This is a genomic window from Thermonema sp. (assembly GCF_026003375.1).
Taxonomy (GTDB): Bacteria; Bacteroidota; Bacteroidia; order Cytophagales; family Thermonemataceae; genus Thermonema; species Thermonema rossianum.
Genome location: NZ_BPHD01000003.1, coordinates 549,039 through 566,556, shown reverse-complemented (window position 1 = coordinate 566,556; position 17,518 = coordinate 549,039). Strand labels below are relative to the sequence as shown.

The window sequence follows — 17,518 nt, the reverse complement described above, 5'->3', positions numbered from 1 at the left end:
GGCTTCTCTTGCACGAGCATGGCCAATGGCTACTCTCTGCGCACTCCCTTCTTTCTGTGCGTCTCTTTTCGCTTGTCCTTTTGGGCTTTCCTTCCTACCATTCGCTCCATCCCTTCATTTCGGGCGCAAGCGAGAAATCTCTTTTTGCTTTTTGTAGCATGGCTTGATGAGATTGAGATTTCTCACTACGCTTCGCTCCGTTCGAAATGACATACTTCACTGTGCTCTGTTGCAAAAGGGCAAAGAAGTTTTTTCTTTGTGTATGAGCAATTATCTCATTCTTTCGCCCTCTTTGCCTACCTTATACCTCTTATCCTTTTAGGCTTTCTTTTCTCTTTTTGAACTCCGCCCTTGTCATTTCGGGCGCAAGCGAGAAATCTCTTTCCCCTCTTGTTACTTGGTTTGACGAGGTATCTCGCTATACTGCATTCGAAAAGACAGGATTGGCTTCCATGGCGTTCGAAACAATATATGTCGCTTTCATTTAGAGCAGCGCAATAAAAAAAGCCCGGCTTTCACCGGGCTGAAACGTGCAGTAGCTATGGACAGTTACTCGCCAATAATCTTGAACCCTATGGTAAATTGAAAAGTGCTCACACGGTCATCGGCTTCGAAAGTGCGGTTAAATACCTGATAGCTGTCTTTTCCCAACTTACTCAGGCTACCTTCATAGCGGGCATCAATAGTGAACTTGCCGAAGTCGAAACCCACCCCCGCCTGATAGCCGATGGTCGAATTTTTCACTTCATAATCGGTGGTGGTGGTTTGTCCGTTGCTGTCGGTCACCTCTTCTTTTGCAGAATAAGGGAAGCTCAAGACCGGACCGGCATTGATGCGCATCACGCCACCCAAGAAACGGCGCCCCAGCAAAATGGGCACATCCAAGCTGTTGATATTGCGCTTCACGGTTTCGATATTCGAGAAGTTGCCACTGCCTTTCATGTTGGCACCCTTCTGCGAAATCAATAATTCCGGTTGCACAAACCAGTCGCCAATGCCCAAACGCAAGAAAGCGCCGCCCACAAAACCATATTTATACCCATCGTTTTTCAGGTCGTCGCTGCTTGGTACCAGCTTATTGGCATTGATACCGGTGCGAATACCAAAGCTATAAGACTGCGCCCAAGCCGAGTGAGCAAAAAGGGCAATCACTGCCATCATCATCCATTTTTTCATAGCGAGTTTTCTTTTTGGTGAACATTGAGAGGATACGCAAAAAATAGACCAAAGTTTGCCTAACGCAGTTTCAGCGTAACCAAAGTCAAGATTGCCAGCAAGATACCTACTATCCAAAAGCGTGTTACAATCTTGGCTTCATGGTAGCCCAACTTTTGATAGTGATGGTGCAAGGGCGCCATTTTAAAAATACGCCGCCCCTCGCCGTATTTGCGTTTGGTGTATTTGAAATACCCTACTTGCAACATCACCGACAGGTTTTCAACTACAAAGATGCCGCACAGCAAAGGCAACAAAAGCTCTTTGCGCACACACAGAGCCAGCACCGCAATGGTGCCCCCCAGCGAAAGGCTGCCCGTATCGCCCATGAACACCTGTGCCGGATAGGCATTGTACCACAAAAAGCCGATGCAAGCCCCGGTAAAAGCGGTACAGAAAATGGCTGCTTCGCCCAAATGCGGGATATACAACACGTTCAAATAGTCGGAAAAGATGACGTTGCCCGAAATATAAGCAAAGATGGCCAGCGTGGTGCCTATAATAGCCGATGAGCCGGCAGCCAAACCATCGATGCCGTCGGTAATGTTGGCACCGTTCGATACGGCCGTAATGATAAACGTAACCACCAAAATATAAATCAGCGGCGTAAGCCAATCTACACCGAAGACATTGAGCATTTCATAATCGAACTCGTTATTCTTCATGAAAGGCACATTGGTCTTGGTGCTTTTGTATGTAACAGCCCAATAAGCGCTGCCCTCACGCACAACCAGCCGCTTGCCCGTCACAGCCGGCAGTGCTGCCATCTGTTCCGAGTGCTCGACAGGTATGTTCTCCTGCAAAACCACCTCTTCGTGAAAAAAGAGCGTAGTGCCTACTACCACGCCTATAATCACTTGCCCCACTATTTTCAACTTGCCCGACAAGCCCTCTTTGCTTTTTTTCAGCTTCAAGTAATCATCTACGAAACCAATGATACCCAATCCCCCCGACGTAATGAGCAACAATATCACATAGATATTCGACAGGTCGGCAAACAACAGCACGGGAATAAAAATAGACAACAAAATGATGATGCCACCCATGGTAGGCGTGCCTTGCTTTTCGCTTTGCCCTGCCAAGCCCAGCTCGCGCACCTTTTCGCCAATCTGCTGTTTTCTTAAAAATAGAATGATTCTTTTGCCCAAGATGGTGGCAATGAGCAATGAAAAAACGGCCGCCATGCTGCCACGAAACGATATGTAACGAAAAACACCGGCACCTATCAGATCAAATTCTTGGTCTAAGTAAGTAAACAGATAGTACAGCATAATAATTTTCGACTTGTTTTTCTTTCTTCATTGAAAAATGAGCACTCACCAAAGGCACAAGTTAAAGCGCTTATGGAAATCAAACAAAGAAGTCAGCGGCTTTCGGTGTTTTTTTGCCAAATAGCCTTTTGCATAGCTCTTACAAAAGACTGTTTTTCAGAGTCTTGCGATATTTTATATCCTTCAATTTCCTGTATGCTGCGCACCCCGGTTACATTCACCAGCCAACAGCCTTCGGCCTGAGCCATGAGCTGCGCAGGCTGCAACCGTACTTGGCGGCATTCAATGCCTTGCGCGTGCAAATAGCGCAGCCATTGCAGGCGCATGATGCCCGCCACGCAGCCCGTATGCAAGGCAGGCGTATAGAACACATCACCCACTGCCCAAAATAAATTCGACGAAGTGGCTTCGGCCACATGCCCCTCCACGTCCAGCAGCAGGGCGTCGTCGAAGCCTGTTTGCTGGGCATGGCGTGCTGCCAACACATAGGGCAAGGCTGCCAGACGCTTTACCCCCGCCAACGGATGGGCATGCAGGCGGTAGGCATCATAAAGCGTCACGCGTATTGCCTCCCCGTCATGAAGGCGCTCCTGTACCCTGACGCCAAGCATACAGTGGGCATCGGCATGCGTGGCTCCATAAAGCCCCCCTTCGCGCCGCCACAGCATGATTTTCAAGCGTAAGCAGGGCGCTGCCACCCCCGACAGGCGCTGCCACTCTGCTCCCCTTTCCGCCAGCCAAGCCGCAAAACCGGACGCTTTCGCCGGCAAATAAGCAGGCAAATCCAAACCCAAAGCTCCGGCACCGGCTTGCAGGCGCGCGTAGTGGTCTGCGGCAAACAATGCCCGCCCCCCACGCAAAATAATGGTCTCGAAAATGCCGTCACCATATTGAAAAGCACGGTCTTGCGGGGCAATACATGGATTTTTCACCCATTGGTTATCGAAATAATACCACATTTTCTTTGAAATATTGTGTACCTTTACCCACAACAAAACTACAAGATTATGTCTGAAGGCAGCAGCATCTTCGATATGATTGGACCCGTTATGATTGGACCCTCCAGCTCACATACCGCCGGAGTGGTGCGCATCGGAAGAGTGGCCGTCCGTTTATTGGGCGGCATACCCGAAGAAGCCACCATCACCTTTTTCAACTCTTTTGCACGCACCTACGAAGGGCACGGCAGCGACCGCGCCATCATTGCCGGCTTGCTCGACTTTAAAACCGACGACAAGCGCATCAAAGAGTCGTTTGAGTACGCCAAGCAACAAGGCTTGAAGTACCGCTTCCGGGCGGTGGGCAATGCCTCTACCCTGCACCCCAATACCGTCAAGCTGGAGCTTCGCCGGGGCGAACGCAGCATAGAAGTAGTGGGCGAAAGCCGGGGCGGCGGCCTCATCAATATTGCTTCTTACAATGGTTTTCGTGCCAACTTTTCTGCCTCACTGCATACCCTCATCGTGATGGCGCAAGACACCAAAGGGGCCATTGCTTTCCTTGCCGACATCCTTGCCCACGACGATTGCAACATTGCCACTTTATCCGTATCGCGCAAGGCAAAGAACGAACTGGCTTGCCATTGCTATGAAATGGATTCGGGCATCCGCCCCATCACCCTCGAATACATGAAAAGCATTCCGTGGATAAAAGAAGTCATCTACATTCCCGACATTGACCTGTAAGCAGCTCTTTCCCGTCGATTCGCTGTTCGATTAAGAGAGCAAAAATGCAAATCTTTTTGCCCATAGCATACTAAAAAGTAACTTGTAAGAGTTATTTCAACAAAAAACCGATACAGCATGAAGCGAATCACGGGACTTTTCCTTTTGCTTTTTATTCTTGCAGGCACGGCAAGCCACGCCCAGCAAACATACACGCTGGAACAGTGTGTAGAAACCGCCGTACAAAACAGCCTCAGCATACAACGCAGTAGCCTGCAGGTGGAAGCTGCCCAAAGTAACTTCCGTCAATCGAAAGAGAACCTCTTGCCCACCATCAACGGCAGTGCCACCGAAACTTTTCGCACGGGGCGCTCCATCGACCCTTTCACCAACCAGTTCATTCAAACCACCATCAACTCCACAAGCGTAGGCATCAATGCCGGCATGACCCTCTTCAATGGCTTTCAGCAAAGCAACAACATACGCAAGAACCGCATCGATTATCAGGCTGCGCAATACGATGTGGAACAGCAAAAGCAACAGGTAGCCATCGACGTAGCCAATGCTTACCTGCAGGTGGTCATGGCAAAAGAGCAGCTGAAAGTAGCCCAAGCACAGCGCGCCTCTACCGAAGCCCAGCTTAAGCGTGTGCAGGCGCAGTATGCAGCCGGGGCGGCAGCCGAAAATCAGGTGCTCGACCTCGAAGCCCAACTGGCAAACGACGACATCAACATAATAGCTGCCGAAAACCAATTGCGCCTTGCCAAGCTCAACCTGCAGCAAATCATGAACATTCCTTTGGATACTGCCTTCGACGTGGCAGATGTGCAAATAGAAACCATCACCAATCCTTACAGCGGGCAGTCTGTTGAAAGCCTGTACCAAATGGCTGCCCGGCATCAATACAGCCTCAAAAGCGCCGAGTTGCGCGCCCAAAGTGCCCGCATCAGCCGCGAAATAGCCCAAGGCAGACGCCTGCCCACCCTCTCTCTCAATGCCGGCTTGAGCTCGTTTTACACCAGCTCGGCACCCGAGCAGATTTTTGAGCCCGACGGCACCACCCGCACCGTAGAAGTGCCCATCGGTTATTTGCAAAGCGACCCTTCGCAGGTGGTTGTTGCCCAACAGACCGTGCCCAACGGCAAAATCGTAGATAACCGTTTTTGGAATCAGATGGATTATAACCTCAGCTCTTTCGTATCCATCAACCTGAACATACCCATCTACAGCGCAGGCACCACCCGCAACAGCATACAGCAAAGCAAAATACAAGAGCGCACGGCGCAAATACAAATGCAAGAAACACGCAACCAACTGCGCCAAAGCATAGAGCAGGCATACAACAACCTGTTGAGTGCCGAAATCACCTACAATGCACGCCTCAAACAGGTAGAAGCCCTCGAACGCACCTTCCGCAATGCCGAAAAACGCTTTGAGCTGGGCGGCACTTCCTTCGTCGATTACAACCTGGCAAAACTCAATCTTGCCCGGGCACAAGCCGACCTCATCCGTGCCAAATACGAATACTTGTTCCGCATTAAAGTGCTCGACTATCTCACCCAAGGCAACAACCCAAACGGACAGTAAAAAAGTATTTCACGCATCCCTTTTCATCCAAGAAAACAGAACTTTATTCATCATGGAACAGCATACGGTTATGAAAGAAAACAAAACTAAAAAAAGCCGCCGTTGGAAAGCATGGCACTTCATCGTGGCCGGCATCGTGTTCATTGTGCTGCTTATTGTGGCTCAAAAAGCCGGCTGGATAGGCAAAAAGCCGCTGCTTGAAGTAGAAACAGCCAAAGTGCAGCGTGCCACCATCGTAGAGAAAGTGGCAGCCTCCGGCAAAATACAACCCGAAGCCGAAGTGAAGGTAAGCCCCGAAGTGTCGGGCGAAATCATAGAGCTCACCGTGCAGGAAGGCGATTCGGTAGTGAAAGGGCAACTGTTGGTGCGCCTGCGCCCCGACCTGCTGCAAGCCGCCGTGGACCGCGCCCGTGCCGCCCTGCAGCAGCAGCAAGCGCAGCTCATGCAGGCACGCGCCCGTGAATCGCAAGCCAATGCCCGCTATATGATTGCCAAAGCCAACTTCGAACGCAACGAAAAGCTTTATGCCGAAAAAGTCATTTCGGACCTTGAGTACCAGCAGTCGAAAACCGACTACGAAGTAGCCAAAGAAGAGTATGAAGCAGCCAAAAGCAGCACCAAAGCCGCCGAATATGCCGTGGCAAGTGCCCGCGCCACGCTCAAAGAAGCACAAGACAACCTGCGGCGCACCACCATTTACGCCCCCACCAGCGGCATCGTTTCCCTGCTCAACGTAGAATTGGGCGAGCGCGTCGTGGGAACCGCTCAAATGGCAGGCACCGAGCTGCTGCGCATTGCCGACCTCAACAACATGGAAGTGCGTGTCGATGTGAACGAAAACGACATTGTAAAAGTGTCGGTAGGCGATACGGCCACCGTCGAGATTGACGCCTTCATGGATGTGGAAGAGCCCATCTTGGGCGTGGTTACTGCCATTGCCAACACAGCCAACCAAACGGCCACTGCCGATGCCGTTACTGAATTCGAAGTGCGCATCCGCATTTTGCCCCGCTCCATAGAGATGCTGCGCCGCCATAGCGGCAAGCGCTATCCCTTGCGTCCGGGCATGACCGCTTCGGTAGAAATCACCACCAACCGGAAGGAAAACATTTTGGCAGTGCCCATTGCCGCCGTCACCACCCGTTTGCCCTCCGAGCTGAAACAGTCCGGCAGCAAAACCCAAGACGAAGGTAAAAAACAAGCAGACAGTGCGCAAGAAAAATCCAATGCACAGGCCGAAGAAGAACCGCTGACCGTGGTCTTTGTCTATAAAGACGGAAAAGTAGAAGCCCGTGTGGTAGAAACCGGCATCAGCGACTTCGACAACATAGAAATCACCAAAGGCCTGAAAGAAGGCGAGCAAATTGTGGTAGCTCCCTTTATTGCCATCTCCAAACAGCTGACCGACGGCAAGGAAGTGCAGCTGAAAGGTGAAGAAAAAGGCAAAAAAAGCAAGTCCGGCAAAGAGCAAAGCGAAGACAAATAGCGCACTCACACCACACGCAAGCAAGACGTCCGGCATGGGCGTCTTTTTTTGTTTCGGCCTGCTTACAGGACTTTCAGGAACATGCCGCCTGTCCTTCTTTGCAAGACAAGCGACAAGAAGCATTGCGCGCCGAAGCGGCTAAATCAAACCCAAAGAGCGCACGGGCTGCCCGTGCCCTTCCTTTCTATGCCCCTTTCAGCTTTTAGCTGCCTGCATGGCAAAACGGTTTTTCTTTTTGTCCTTCCGCCTGCCCTTTCAGGCACCTTCTTTTTTTGTCATTTCGAGCACATGCGGGAAATCTTTTTTAGCTGCCTGACGCTTGGTTTGAGTGTGCCCAAAGCCTTCAAAATGCATGAAATCACTTCCGTTTAGAGAAGCCAACCGGCAACAGAGGCGCCAAGACAAAAGGAAGAAAAAAAGGCAGCCCGGTGGCCTGTGGCTGTTGAGACCTCCCACGCCTGACTGTTTATCCTTCCCTCTGTCAAATATTTTTGACTTATGAAGTAATGACACAACACTATTTTCAATTGTCCCGAAAATTGCAAAAAAATTTACCGGCACCGTGCCATAAACGCTTTTGCACACGCAACATGCCCTGCTGCCCTATATGCGCCGCAGCCCTCCTTTTGAGGATAGATGCATATGTGGCATAGGCAAGCTTACCGAAGGTATCCTGCGGGATTCCGGAAACAAAAAAGTATTGCCTTTCATGGGGGAAGGCACTGTTTCCCCCGCCCTTAAAGGCAGCAGGGAAAAGATACTCGAAAAACTGCGCAAGCTGTTAAAATAAAAAATGCCCCGTCGGGGTGGTCTTATGTGCCGTAGCACTGCCACCCGGGGCGGAGCGTCTTGCGACGCGGGTACCCTGCCAAAACAGGGCGCCCGCATCGCAGCGCATGGTCTCGAATATAGCAAATTTAAACCAATCTTCCAAATCTCGAACCATCGCAATCCTTCTTTTAATGGTAGATGCGCTGCGCGGTTTCGCTTAGTCGAACTTTTGATAACTCTCTGGCTGAAAACGGCGAAAGTGCTGTGTATTTAAGTTGTCTAAAATTGTCAGTAACTACGCCATCATAATTTGGTCCCGTCAAAAAGAGAACAACATTTGGTTTGATAATTTGTAACTCGTCTTTTATAACTGAAAAATGTTTTCTTTCAGTTTCATAAATAATGTAGCCGGGTGGAAAACCTTTTTCACCGGACTTTCCTATTTTGACAATGTTATTCCAGATGTATTTAATTTTTTTGTTCGAAAATTTTTCTTCAAACATTGTCCTGAACTTGCTGAACCCATTCCAAAATTGTCCACCGTAACTCCAACATTCTCCACCGTTGTAAAACTTGTCGTCATAATCAAGAATTGGTTTTATGTGTTTGTGAATTGATGCTCCGTCTGTAAGATCTATGTCTGTATTAAAATCTCCCCAATCATTAGTTTCCTGTCCAAAAATCATAACACGAATGTCTGCATTTTGCCATTCGTTTTCTTTGTCAATGTAGAATGGCACACAACGGTTTGCATAGGCTTGTGACGGTTTAGAAGCGTTTTCCTGTCCAACGAAACCAAAGCTGGCTACGAAGCGAAAAATCTTGCTGGCAGCCGTTCACCCACCATAAGCTATATGCTTTGTTGTGTGGCGTTTTATTTTAATTCGTATGTTTTCTAATCAATATTTTGTTCTCTAAATACCAAGATTTACCATTGTCGCCTGTTCCAAAAAAGAAGTCAGGATGTCCATGGTAATTAGGGTTGCTATTCAATAATTCTTCTCGTATATCGTTTGGAAGCCAATCAAAATTGAATTCCTCTTTCTTAAAATTTGGTGCGTCATACTCTGTATTTCTGTCAAACTCATAGAATTTCTCCATTGTAACTGTGTCAAAGTACAAAAGTGCTTCAAGAGAATAGTCAGATGGTCCAGATACTGAAATTCGCTTGTTTTGCCCTAAATTGTCAATATAAGTGTACTTGAATTTCACAGAAATAGGTTTGTAGGTCGAAAAGTCAAGTAATTTTCCGAGTTTATCAATGTCTGTTGAAATAGTTTCAGTAACGTTCTTAGATTTCACTACTTCTTCATTCTCTCCAGCTTTTTCAGAGTTTTTGTTAGCCTGCCGATCACAGGCAAACAATAGAGAAGACGTCAATAAAAATGCCAATATGTATTTCAAGTTATTCATATCTTAATGCCACACAACGGTTTCGTATAAGCGCAGTGCGGGTTTGGAGGCTATTCGCTGTCCACCGAAACTAATATCATGTATAAGCAAATAGCTTCAATTTTGTTATCCCGCATTACGCTTATACATTGTTAGCGGCTTTTTATTCTGTTATCGTCTGAATTAGTTTTATCCATTTTTCTTTTAAGTCCTCTGGTGTTCTATCAACTATTCTGTCAAAACTTTTCTGAAAATCCTTAGCCAATTCGACTTTCCAACCTTTTTCAAGAGTGTAACCATTTTCATTTGCAAATTTTTCCATTTGTGGAACTATTGGTATACTCTTATCATATATGTAATCAAATTCATCTTCACTATTTACTCTACGATATTTTTTTGCAAAAGTCCTTGCCAATTCTTCATTTGGCATTAAGTCTTCAATTTCCCAATCACCTTCTCCTAAAAAATCTCGCATTGTTAGAATCTTATTCTTTTCTTCTTTATATAAACCGTTTTCTAATTGCTGTTTTTTCTTTATACCTGGGGTATCAGCATCTAAAATAACAAATGGTAAATTATTATCTCTACCCAATAGAATTTTAATAACAGGTGACATCCCTTTTACACCACCTGTCGGAACAAAAACCAATTCCCTTTTATTTTTGTATTTACCAATACTTAAAATATATCTTTTTATCAACTGTAAATATATTTGGTCTGATACTCCTTCTACTAAAATAGGATCACTTCCTAAAAGAAGTGTTTCCGAAACTGTTAATCCTATTGCAGCGTGAACTGGATAAACTGATTTGCTTGATATTTCAATATTTGCTCTTAAATCGGGTGAAACAATAGATTCTCCATTCTCTCCAATAAACATAGCATAAACATTTCCTAAATTATTTGCATCAACTAAAAACGGTGAATGAGTTGTATAAATAATTTGATTGTCTTTTGAAAGCGAACTAAAGAATCTAATAAGATCCATTTGTGCAACAGGATGTAAAGAAATACCGGGTTCATCCAATAATAGAATGCAATTTGAGTGAGCATCTTTACTTTCTACAAGAAAAACCAAAAAGAAACTAAAAAACCATTGAAGCCCACGACTTCTACCTTCCAATTCAATTTCTTCACTTCGTTTTTCATCACTAACCCAAATTCTAAAATGGTTACCATCTGCTTGAAATCTAAATTTATAATTTCCTTGTTTCCACCAATTCTTAAAATCTTGTGTTAATTTTGTTGAGGCAGATTGAAGTAAAATTTCACGTTCTTTCTTATGCTCACTAACTTCATTTATATCTTCATACTCAGGGTGTTCAATATCTTCATTCCTATTTATTTCACGATTATATTGATCTTTTTGAATAGTGATTACTTTTCTTGGTAGTGCTTCTTTTCCAAGTTCTAATATTTCTTCTGGTGACAATTTTACAAAATCAAATAAAACTTTTAGACTTCTCACTTTTGCACGTTCTTTTTCTCCTAAATCATCACGTCCCATATTTTCAATAACGTGAGGTAAATATATTTCAGTATCAAGGTTACCATAATCAGAGTAATAAACAAATGTTGGTATTGTTTTTAAAATAAATTCTTTTGCATTTTTGTTTAACTCGATTCCTTGTTCACTAAAAGCACTTAATAATTTCGTTTTTTCTGAAAAATAATTATTTTCAAAAAAACTATTTATATTCTTTTTCCTACTGTATTTACTTGTTAAGTTATCTTCAATTTTAGATAAGGCATTTTCAATGGATTCTTTATCCAATTCCGTGTCGGGTTGTAAATCTGAAATAACTCTATTTATATTATCAATTAAATCTTTTTTGTTGACTTCATCTTCGTTTTTCAATATGTCAGAATTATTTATTTTTTCTTTTATAATTTCAAGAAATTTTATCAATTCATTGCTAGGAAATTCATTGATTTTATTTTTCGATAATTGGATTATATAATCTCCATTATATCTTCTTTGAATTAAGACAGTTTTACATAATTCTTTATGCCAACCGCTTAAAGTTGATAAATTTTCCGCTTCTTTATCTTCAAGTTCAAATTCGGCTGAAATAAAAATTTCATTTCCTTTTGTTTCTTTGTAATCAACATATTTTTTTCTAGGGTAATCAATTAATGGAATAATTGGTTCATCATTTGCAGGTTTTAATTTCCATAAAGCTAATAGTAAGTTAGTTTTTCCGGATTCATTTGTACCTATCAAACAAGTATTATCATTTGATAAAATCCAATCAGAGTCAACAATTGATCTAAAATTTTGAACTCTAAATTTTATTAGTTTTGCTTTCATATTTATTCCTTTGATTTTTGTTATTTTAAATTGCCGCTAACACTCAATATACGCAATATATTCTTTTTTCGCATCTTTATGACGGGAAAACTACATAAGAATTCCAACATTATGCAACATAACGGGAAACAGAATATATTGGAAGATTTTACGAAACTTATGAAAATTAAGTGTTATGCCCATATTCCATTCGTTCCTACAAATTTCAGGAAGTTTTAAGTGAAATTTCATAGAGCATAACAAAATTATTTTGATTTGAAAATTGCAATTCGCTCAACAACTTATATTTTTAAGTTTGGGCGGGGGTTGAAGCACAAAACTGTCAAGCCGCTACAAAGGTAGTTGCTTGCACACACTCCGAAACTATTTGTCAGCCGGCATATTTGCATAGCCTTTGTTGGCGGGAGGATTTCTTTTGTTTGCCGTTAGAGTTTAATTTCAGAAGTTTTAATTGTTTTAAAAGATGCAAATCTTTTTTTAAAAAACTCACTTTGGTCCGCCGGGGTCCTGCAGCCCTTGCCAAAGGGTTTGCATTTTATAACAGGTTTCGTTCCATTCTTTTTCCGGCTCGGAATCGGCCGTGATGCCGCAGCCGGCATAAAAGTAGAGCTTGTGCCTGTCGTATTGCATGCATCGCAGGTTTACGAACAAAGCGCTTTCGCCTTCTATGCCCATGGGTCCCCAAAAGCCGCTGTAGAGGCGGCGGTCATAGCCTTCATGCTTTTGCAGGAAAGTCATGGCTGCTTCTTTGGGCATGCCGCAAACTGCCGAGGTAGGGTGCAACAGCGGCAGCATGACATCGAAAAGGTTGGGATAGGCTACTGCCCGGGTATCTACTGCAAAGTCGGTGCGCAGATGAATGAGATTGGCAGCCCGCACGGTGCGCGGTCCCTGCTCTTCGAATTCGCGCAGGCGTATTTGCTTAAAGCAGTTGATGATATAGCGGCTTACCAGTGCCTGCTCTTCTATTTCTTTTTGCCGCCAGGCTACTTCCTGCAAAGGCACGGCAGGGTCGTAGGGCTGCGTGCCGGCAAGTGCCATGGTGCGAAAAATGCCGTTTGCATCTTGCGATGCCAGGATTTCGGGCGTGGCGCCCAACCAACAACCATAGGCGGGCACATACAACAAAGTAACCATGGCATGAGGATAGCGCGCGGCCAGGCGCAAAAACCAGTCGCTCAGCGGGGGCAGCTGTGGCATGGGCAGGGCTTTGCGGCGCGAAAGCACCACCTTTTGCAGTTGCCCCCTGCCGATGGCACGCACGGCACGGCGCACCAAAGCTTCGAAACGCTCTTTTTCTTGTGGCGGCTCGTCGGGCCAGGCGGACAGCTGCCCCATTTGCCTGCGGTGCTTGCCTTCCAGGTAGGCATAGATGCTGCCGGTGAGGGCAGCGGGCAATGCGCCCAGGCGGGCTTCAATCGCGGCGGTGGTCATGTGGGTAGAAAAGTGGCAGGAAGCCCGCAAACAGAGCGATTGACGCAGTCCGGGGGTGTTCACAAAGGGGCTTACGACAAAAGAGGGGCGGGCATCGAGCACCGAAGGGGGCGCGCCGTGGCTGCCGCCGCTCAGGTCTATCAGGCAGTGCTGCTCGGTGCGGTAAGGCAAACGCCACAACACCACCGGCACTTGGTGGTGATAGGCAGCGTAAAAGGCGGCTTCGAGCCAGGCCGCCTGTGTGGGGGTATCGACATCGACGGTATGTATCATGGGCGGATAAAGTCAGCGATGGTAAAAGAAAAAAGCGTTGTGCCGGCAAAAGGTTTTTTGGGGCGAAGGTCTTAGCGCTCTTTCACTGCCATGGTCAGACGGCTGATGCAGGTAAGCTTGCCTTCTTCGTTGGTGATGCGTATTTCCCACACTTGGGTGGTGCGCCCCAGATGAATGGCTTCGGCACGCCCGTAAATCCACTGCCCTTTGGGCACCGGGCGCAGGTGGTTGGCATTCACTTCCAGCCCCACGCAGTAGTATTTTTCGCGATCTACGGCGAAGTTGGCAGCTACGCTGCCCAGCGTTTCGGCAAATACGACATTGGCGCCCCCATGCAAGATGCCGAGGGGTTGTATGCTGCGTTCGGTCACGGGCATTTTACCACAAAGGTAGTTTTCGCCTATTTCGGTGAACTCTATGCCCAAAAAATCCGACATGGTGCCTTTGTTGCGGGCATGCAGGGCATCTAAGGTAGCTTGTTGGTTCAATTTCACGCTCATCGCTCAATTCGTTTTATCTTTGTGCTTAAAAATACGGTTTCGCAAAGTAAATGACAAACCTACAGACTCACGAGCCGCTGCCCGAGCCGGCAGTGGTGTATTTGGTGCGCCACGGACAAACAGACTACAACAAGCGGCGCATAGTGCAGGGCAGCGGCGTAGATGCCCCGCTCAACGAAGAAGGACGGCGGCAAGCCCGGCTTTTCTATGAGCGTTTTCGCGACTATCCTTTCGACAAGCTCTATATTTCGCGCCTGCGCCGCACCTATGAATCGATGGAAGCATTCATACAGGCACAATTGCCTTATGAAAGCCATGAGGCACTGAACGAAATCAGTTGGGGCATACACGAAGGCAAGCCCTTCGATCCGGCACAGCACCGCGAATATTTGCAGGTGGTGTCGGCATGGCAACGGGGCGAAACACATCTTGCCATCGAAGGGGGCGAGAGCCCCGAACAGGTAGCTGCACGGCAGCGCCCTTTCATCGAGCAGCTCATTGCCCGCCTGCGTGGTGGTCAAGAGAAACGGGTGCTCATATGCATGCACGGGCGCGCCATGCGCATCTTGCTCACGCAGCTGTTGCGCTATCCGCTCTCTTATATGGATGTGTTTGAGCACCACAACATGGCTGCCTACAAGCTGCTGTTTACGGGCAACATGTTTCGTTTGGAAGGCTATTTTCTTGCCGGTGAAGAGCAGCAGCAGTAAGCAAGGTGCCCGTTCAGTACTCTTGCTCTTTATTCCAGAAAGGCAACATCACTTCTTCGATGCTTTTGCGGCGTTCCATGAGCTTGAGGGCATACTGTTCGTAGGCTTTTTGCTCTTCGGTTTGGGGTTCCCAGCGGGGCACTTCCACACGCCGGCCTTCTTCATCTACCGCCACAAAAACGATGATGCAGTGGGTGGTTTTGTGATGATAGCCTTTGCGCAGGTTTTGCGCCCACACGTCAACGGCTATGTGCATGCTGGTGCGGCCGGTGTAAATGACTTGGGCTTGAATTTCCACCAAGTCGCCAATATGAATGGGCTTCATGAAGCGGATGCCCCCCACGTACACCGTCACGCAGTAGTGGCGCGACCAATTGACGGCACAGGCATAGCCGGCCTGGTCTATCCACTTCATAACGGCACCGCCGTGCACTTTTCCGCCGAAGTTCACATCTTGCGGCTCTGCCAAAAAACGCAGCAGAATGCTGTGGTTTGTTTCCATAGTATAGGGTTTGAGTTTTTAGCGTTTGTTTCAAAACGTAGGTTGCCGCTTCCTTTTGCCACAAAGCAAAGGGTGACTGCTGCCATGGTATGCGCCCCCTGTTTTATGTATTGCTTGTGTCCAAAGGTGGGTAGCGTAGCGGCAGGGCTTCGAGTGTTTCTACCACTTTCGACAACACCACGTAAGCTTTATACCAGTTTTTGTCGGCAGGCACCAAATGCCAAGGCACCCGGCTGCAGTGTTTGAATATTTGTTCATAGGCACGGTAATATTTATCCCTTTTTTCAGCCACTTCCCAATCGCTGTCGTTGTGCTTCCAAAACTTTTCGGGGTTGGTGCGGCGCTCTATGAGGCGGCGGCGCTGCTCGGCAGGCGACACATGCAAAAAGAATTTCAGCAGGCGGGTTTCGTTTTCTTCTTCGAGCAGGGCTTCAAAGCAGTTGATAAACTCATAGCGGCGGCGGGTGCGGGCTTCGTCTATCAAGCCTTCCACAACCGGCACCAGTACGTCCTCGTAATGCGAACGATTGAAGATGTGAATCATGCCCTTGGCAGGCACATGCGGATGCACACGCCACAAAAAATCATGAGCCCTTTCTTCTTCGGTAGGCACCTTGAACGCTTTCACATGCACACCCAAGGGGTTCAAGCCGGAAAACACCTTTCGAATGGCGCCATCTTTACCGGCTGCATCCAGCCCCTGAAAAATGACCAGCAGGCTGAAGCGTTGCTGCGCATACAACACTTTTTGCAGCTCTGCCAATCGTTTTTTCAGCGCTTTGGTCTTTTCTTTGATTTCTTCTTTTTGCAAAGAAGCGGGGGGCGCCGTGGGGGCTTGTTTCAGGTCTATGGTCATGCTTGTGTTTTTGTTGGGAAAAATAAAATACTGATTTGTACCTTTTCAGCCAAAAATGCAGTTGACAAAACACGGTCATTTCTGTTCTTTTGCTTAACTTGAATGTTGCAACAACTCACTATCGCTCTATGACTCAACCTTCTGATGCCGAAAGAGAAAAACATTTGCGCAGCCTGAAAGAAAGCATTACACAGGCCCGCTATGCTCTGCGCCACTATACCAATGAGCGTCGTCTGTCGCTGAATGCCGAGCAACTCTTCGAGTTGGTGATTGCCAGCCCCATTGCCTTTGCCATTTCATGGGACGAACAGGTCGATGAAGTGGAAAAGCAAATCATGCAATATGCCGCTCAAAGCGTGGCTTTCTTTTTCAATGAGCAGTTCACGCCCGAGCTGAAAGCCCTGTTCGAAGAGCTGCCCGTGCCCGACGACCTGCTTGATGACCGCCGTGTTCCGGAAGTTCTTTTCAAAGAACTGCGCTATTTGGCAGCTCACGCCGGTGAGTGGCAAGCTGCTTTCACCGATGCCCTCAAAGCCATATTGCAGCTCGATCCGCTGGTGCGCCACTATGTGCCCGAACTCAAGCCCCTGGCGGAAACCATCACCGAAACCTTGCTTATCATCTTATTGAAAAACATAGGCAGCGACCACATAGAGGAAGAACACCTGTACACCATGCTTTCGCGCCTGGGGCTGAGCTTCAGCAAAGAGTTGTATATGCGTGTGCTGGACCAAGTATCGAACGACTAAGTGTCGCGGCGATTCACCAAAGTAGAGGTAGCCTGGTCAGCCGGAAGCACCAGCACTTCGGCTATGTTCACATGGGCAGGCCGCGTGACAATGAACCATATCAAATCGGCAATATCTTCGGGGCGCAGAGGGCGGTAGCCTTCATACACTTTTTTGGCGCGCCCGGCGTCCCCTTTGAAGCGCACCAGAGAGAATTCGGTTTCTACCAAACCGGGGTTGACTTCCGACACACGGATACCTTCCTTGTAGAGGTCTATGCGCATGGCTTTGGAAAGGGCATCTACCGCAAACTTCGAAGCACAATACACATTGCCTGCCGGATATACTTCTTTGCCTGCAATAGAGCCTATGTTCACGATGTGCCCCTGCTTGCGCTCAAGCATATAAGGCAACACCGCTTTGGTTACATACAGCAGCCCCTTCACATTTCCATCAATCATGGCGTCCCAGTCGTCCGGGTTGCCTTCCTGAATGGGTGCCAAGCCATGGGCATTGCCTGCATTGTTTATTAGCACATCGATGGCCTGCCATGCTTCGGGCAGCCGGCTCAGGGCTTGAGTCACGGCTTCGCGCTCGCGCACATCGAAGCGTAAGGTAAGCACTTCGGTGCGGGGGCTTAGTTCTTCTTTCAGGGCGTCGAGGCGTTCCCGGCGGCGTCCGCATAAAATAAGGCGCACGCCATGGGCTGCCATCAAGCGGGCGGTAGCCAAGCCAATGCCCGAAGTGGCGCCGGTAATCAAAGCGGTTTGTGGTTGTGTGCTCATAATAGTAAGATGGTTTGAAAGGTGTTTCATTTA

The 17,518-nt window shown here is 47.4% G+C and carries 17 protein-coding genes; 6 read left to right on the top strand and 11 right to left on the bottom strand.

Features of this window, described 5'->3' with window-relative positions; translation table 11 throughout:
- Nucleotides 1-549 precede the first annotated feature (549 nt).
- The 3 genes from QVE43_RS12165 to QVE43_RS12155 form a co-directional block, all read right to left on the bottom strand.
- The gene (locus tag QVE43_RS12165) at nt 550-1,176 is read right to left on the bottom strand and encodes a porin family protein (protein ID WP_288007533.1); all 627 of its coding nucleotides are present in this window, start codon (nt 1,174-1,176) and stop codon (nt 550-552) included.
- Between the two features lie 59 nt (nt 1,177-1,235).
- On the bottom strand, nt 1,236-2,486 hold the full coding sequence (mraY, locus tag QVE43_RS12160) for a phospho-N-acetylmuramoyl-pentapeptide-transferase (RefSeq protein ID WP_038030467.1): 1,251 nt from the start codon (nt 2,484-2,486) through the stop codon (nt 1,236-1,238).
- Nucleotides 2,487-2,578: 92 nt separating this feature from the next.
- Nucleotides 2,579-3,445, bottom strand: coding sequence for an aminotransferase class IV (locus QVE43_RS12155; protein ID WP_288007527.1), 867 nt, complete (start codon nt 3,443-3,445; stop codon nt 2,579-2,581).
- A 48-nt stretch (nt 3,446-3,493) separates the two neighbouring features.
- Between QVE43_RS12155 and sdaAB the strand changes: the two genes are divergently transcribed.
- The 4 genes from sdaAB to QVE43_RS12135 all read left to right on the top strand — a co-directional run bounded on the left by sdaAB (nt 3,494) and on the right by QVE43_RS12135 (nt 8,013).
- On the top strand, nt 3,494-4,171 hold the full coding sequence (gene sdaAB, locus QVE43_RS12150; protein WP_038030469.1) for an L-serine ammonia-lyase, iron-sulfur-dependent subunit beta: 678 nt from the start codon (nt 3,494-3,496) through the stop codon (nt 4,169-4,171).
- A 117-nt stretch (nt 4,172-4,288) separates the two neighbouring features.
- The gene (locus QVE43_RS12145; RefSeq protein WP_288007525.1) at nt 4,289-5,737 is read left to right on the top strand and encodes a TolC family protein; all 1,449 of its coding nucleotides are present in this window, start codon (nt 4,289-4,291) and stop codon (nt 5,735-5,737) included.
- Between the two features lie 52 nt (nt 5,738-5,789).
- On the top strand, nt 5,790-7,223 hold the full coding sequence (locus tag QVE43_RS12140) for an efflux RND transporter periplasmic adaptor subunit (RefSeq protein WP_288007523.1): 1,434 nt from the start codon (nt 5,790-5,792) through the stop codon (nt 7,221-7,223).
- 577 nt (nt 7,224-7,800) lie between these two features.
- A complete protein-coding gene (locus tag QVE43_RS12135) occupies nt 7,801-8,013 on the top strand; it encodes a hypothetical protein (RefSeq protein ID WP_288007521.1) in 213 nt (70 codons plus the stop codon).
- A gap of 169 nt (nt 8,014-8,182) precedes the next feature.
- Here the strand turns inward: QVE43_RS12135 and QVE43_RS12130 are convergent, their stop codons facing one another.
- The 5 genes from QVE43_RS12130 to QVE43_RS12110 all read right to left on the bottom strand — a co-directional run bounded on the left by QVE43_RS12130 (nt 8,183) and on the right by QVE43_RS12110 (nt 13,904).
- Nucleotides 8,183-8,734 carry a hypothetical protein gene (locus QVE43_RS12130; protein ID WP_288007519.1) on the bottom strand — a complete coding sequence of 184 codons (552 nt, stop codon included), beginning with the start codon at nt 8,732-8,734 and terminating at the stop codon, nt 8,183-8,185.
- A 139-nt stretch (nt 8,735-8,873) separates the two neighbouring features.
- Nucleotides 8,874-9,398 carry a hypothetical protein gene (locus QVE43_RS12125; protein WP_157630078.1) on the bottom strand — a complete coding sequence of 175 codons (525 nt, stop codon included), beginning with the start codon at nt 9,396-9,398 and terminating at the stop codon, nt 8,874-8,876.
- Between the two features lie 151 nt (nt 9,399-9,549).
- The gene (locus QVE43_RS12120; protein WP_288007517.1) at nt 9,550-11,697 is read right to left on the bottom strand and encodes an AAA family ATPase; all 2,148 of its coding nucleotides are present in this window, start codon (nt 11,695-11,697) and stop codon (nt 9,550-9,552) included.
- Nucleotides 11,698-12,183: 486 nt separating this feature from the next.
- Nucleotides 12,184-13,404 (bottom strand): chorismate-binding protein, encoded by a 1,221-nt coding sequence (locus tag QVE43_RS12115; RefSeq protein WP_288007515.1) that lies wholly within the window; start codon nt 13,402-13,404, stop codon nt 12,184-12,186.
- A 71-nt stretch (nt 13,405-13,475) separates the two neighbouring features.
- Nucleotides 13,476-13,904 carry a PaaI family thioesterase gene (locus QVE43_RS12110; RefSeq protein WP_038030489.1) on the bottom strand — a complete coding sequence of 143 codons (429 nt, stop codon included), beginning with the start codon at nt 13,902-13,904 and terminating at the stop codon, nt 13,476-13,478.
- 50 nt (nt 13,905-13,954) lie between these two features.
- On the opposite strand from QVE43_RS12110, the gene QVE43_RS12105 reads away from it, so the two are divergent.
- Nucleotides 13,955-14,614, top strand: a complete 660-nt coding sequence (locus QVE43_RS12105) for a histidine phosphatase family protein (RefSeq protein WP_288007513.1) — start codon at nt 13,955-13,957, stop codon at nt 14,612-14,614.
- 13 nt (nt 14,615-14,627) lie between these two features.
- On the opposite strand, the gene QVE43_RS12100 is transcribed toward QVE43_RS12105, so the two are convergent.
- Entirely contained in the window at nt 14,628-15,116 is a 489-nt protein-coding gene (locus tag QVE43_RS12100; protein ID WP_288007507.1) for an acyl-CoA thioesterase, read from the bottom strand.
- A gap of 103 nt (nt 15,117-15,219) precedes the next feature.
- The gene (locus QVE43_RS12095) at nt 15,220-15,972 is read right to left on the bottom strand and encodes a PPK2 family polyphosphate kinase (RefSeq protein WP_288007505.1); all 753 of its coding nucleotides are present in this window, start codon (nt 15,970-15,972) and stop codon (nt 15,220-15,222) included.
- Nucleotides 15,973-16,100: 128 nt separating this feature from the next.
- Between QVE43_RS12095 and QVE43_RS12090 the strand changes: the two genes are divergently transcribed.
- The gene (locus QVE43_RS12090; RefSeq protein ID WP_288007503.1) at nt 16,101-16,721 is read left to right on the top strand and encodes a hypothetical protein; all 621 of its coding nucleotides are present in this window, start codon (nt 16,101-16,103) and stop codon (nt 16,719-16,721) included.
- On the opposite strand, the gene QVE43_RS12085 is transcribed toward QVE43_RS12090, so the two are convergent.
- Complete coding sequence (locus tag QVE43_RS12085; RefSeq protein ID WP_288007501.1) at nt 16,718-17,485, bottom strand: SDR family NAD(P)-dependent oxidoreductase; 768 nt, start codon at nt 17,483-17,485, stop codon at nt 16,718-16,720. The genes QVE43_RS12090 and QVE43_RS12085 overlap by 4 nt on opposite strands.
- Between the last annotated feature and the right edge of the window lie 33 nt (nt 17,486-17,518).

Bases quoted from the DNA above. Each gene is read 5' to 3' on its own strand.
- QVE43_RS12165 (WP_288007533.1), bottom strand. From the start codon at position 1,176: ATGAAAAAATGGATGATGATGGCAGTGATTGCCCTTTTTGCTCACTCG.
- mraY (WP_038030467.1), bottom strand. From the start codon at position 2,486: ATGCTGTACTATCTGTTTACTTACTTAGACCAAGAATTTGATCTGATA.
- QVE43_RS12155 (WP_288007527.1), bottom strand. From the start codon at position 3,445: ATGTGGTATTATTTCGATAACCAATGGGTGAAAAATCCATGTATTGCC.
- sdaAB (WP_038030469.1), top strand. From the start codon at position 3,494: ATGTCTGAAGGCAGCAGCATCTTCGATATGATTGGACCCGTTATGATT.
- QVE43_RS12145 (WP_288007525.1), top strand. From the start codon at position 4,289: ATGAAGCGAATCACGGGACTTTTCCTTTTGCTTTTTATTCTTGCAGGC.
- QVE43_RS12140 (WP_288007523.1), top strand. From the start codon at position 5,790: ATGGAACAGCATACGGTTATGAAAGAAAACAAAACTAAAAAAAGCCGC.
- QVE43_RS12120 (WP_288007517.1), bottom strand. From the start codon at position 11,697: ATGAAAGCAAAACTAATAAAATTTAGAGTTCAAAATTTTAGATCAATT.
- QVE43_RS12115 (WP_288007515.1), bottom strand. From the start codon at position 13,404: ATGATACATACCGTCGATGTCGATACCCCCACACAGGCGGCCTGGCTC.
- QVE43_RS12110 (WP_038030489.1), bottom strand. From the start codon at position 13,904: ATGAGCGTGAAATTGAACCAACAAGCTACCTTAGATGCCCTGCATGCC.
- QVE43_RS12105 (WP_288007513.1), top strand. From the start codon at position 13,955: ATGACAAACCTACAGACTCACGAGCCGCTGCCCGAGCCGGCAGTGGTG.
- QVE43_RS12100 (WP_288007507.1), bottom strand. From the start codon at position 15,116: ATGGAAACAAACCACAGCATTCTGCTGCGTTTTTTGGCAGAGCCGCAA.
- QVE43_RS12095 (WP_288007505.1), bottom strand. From the start codon at position 15,972: ATGACCATAGACCTGAAACAAGCCCCCACGGCGCCCCCCGCTTCTTTG.
- QVE43_RS12090 (WP_288007503.1), top strand. From the start codon at position 16,101: ATGACTCAACCTTCTGATGCCGAAAGAGAAAAACATTTGCGCAGCCTG.
- QVE43_RS12085 (WP_288007501.1), bottom strand. From the start codon at position 17,485: ATGAGCACACAACCACAAACCGCTTTGATTACCGGCGCCACTTCGGGC.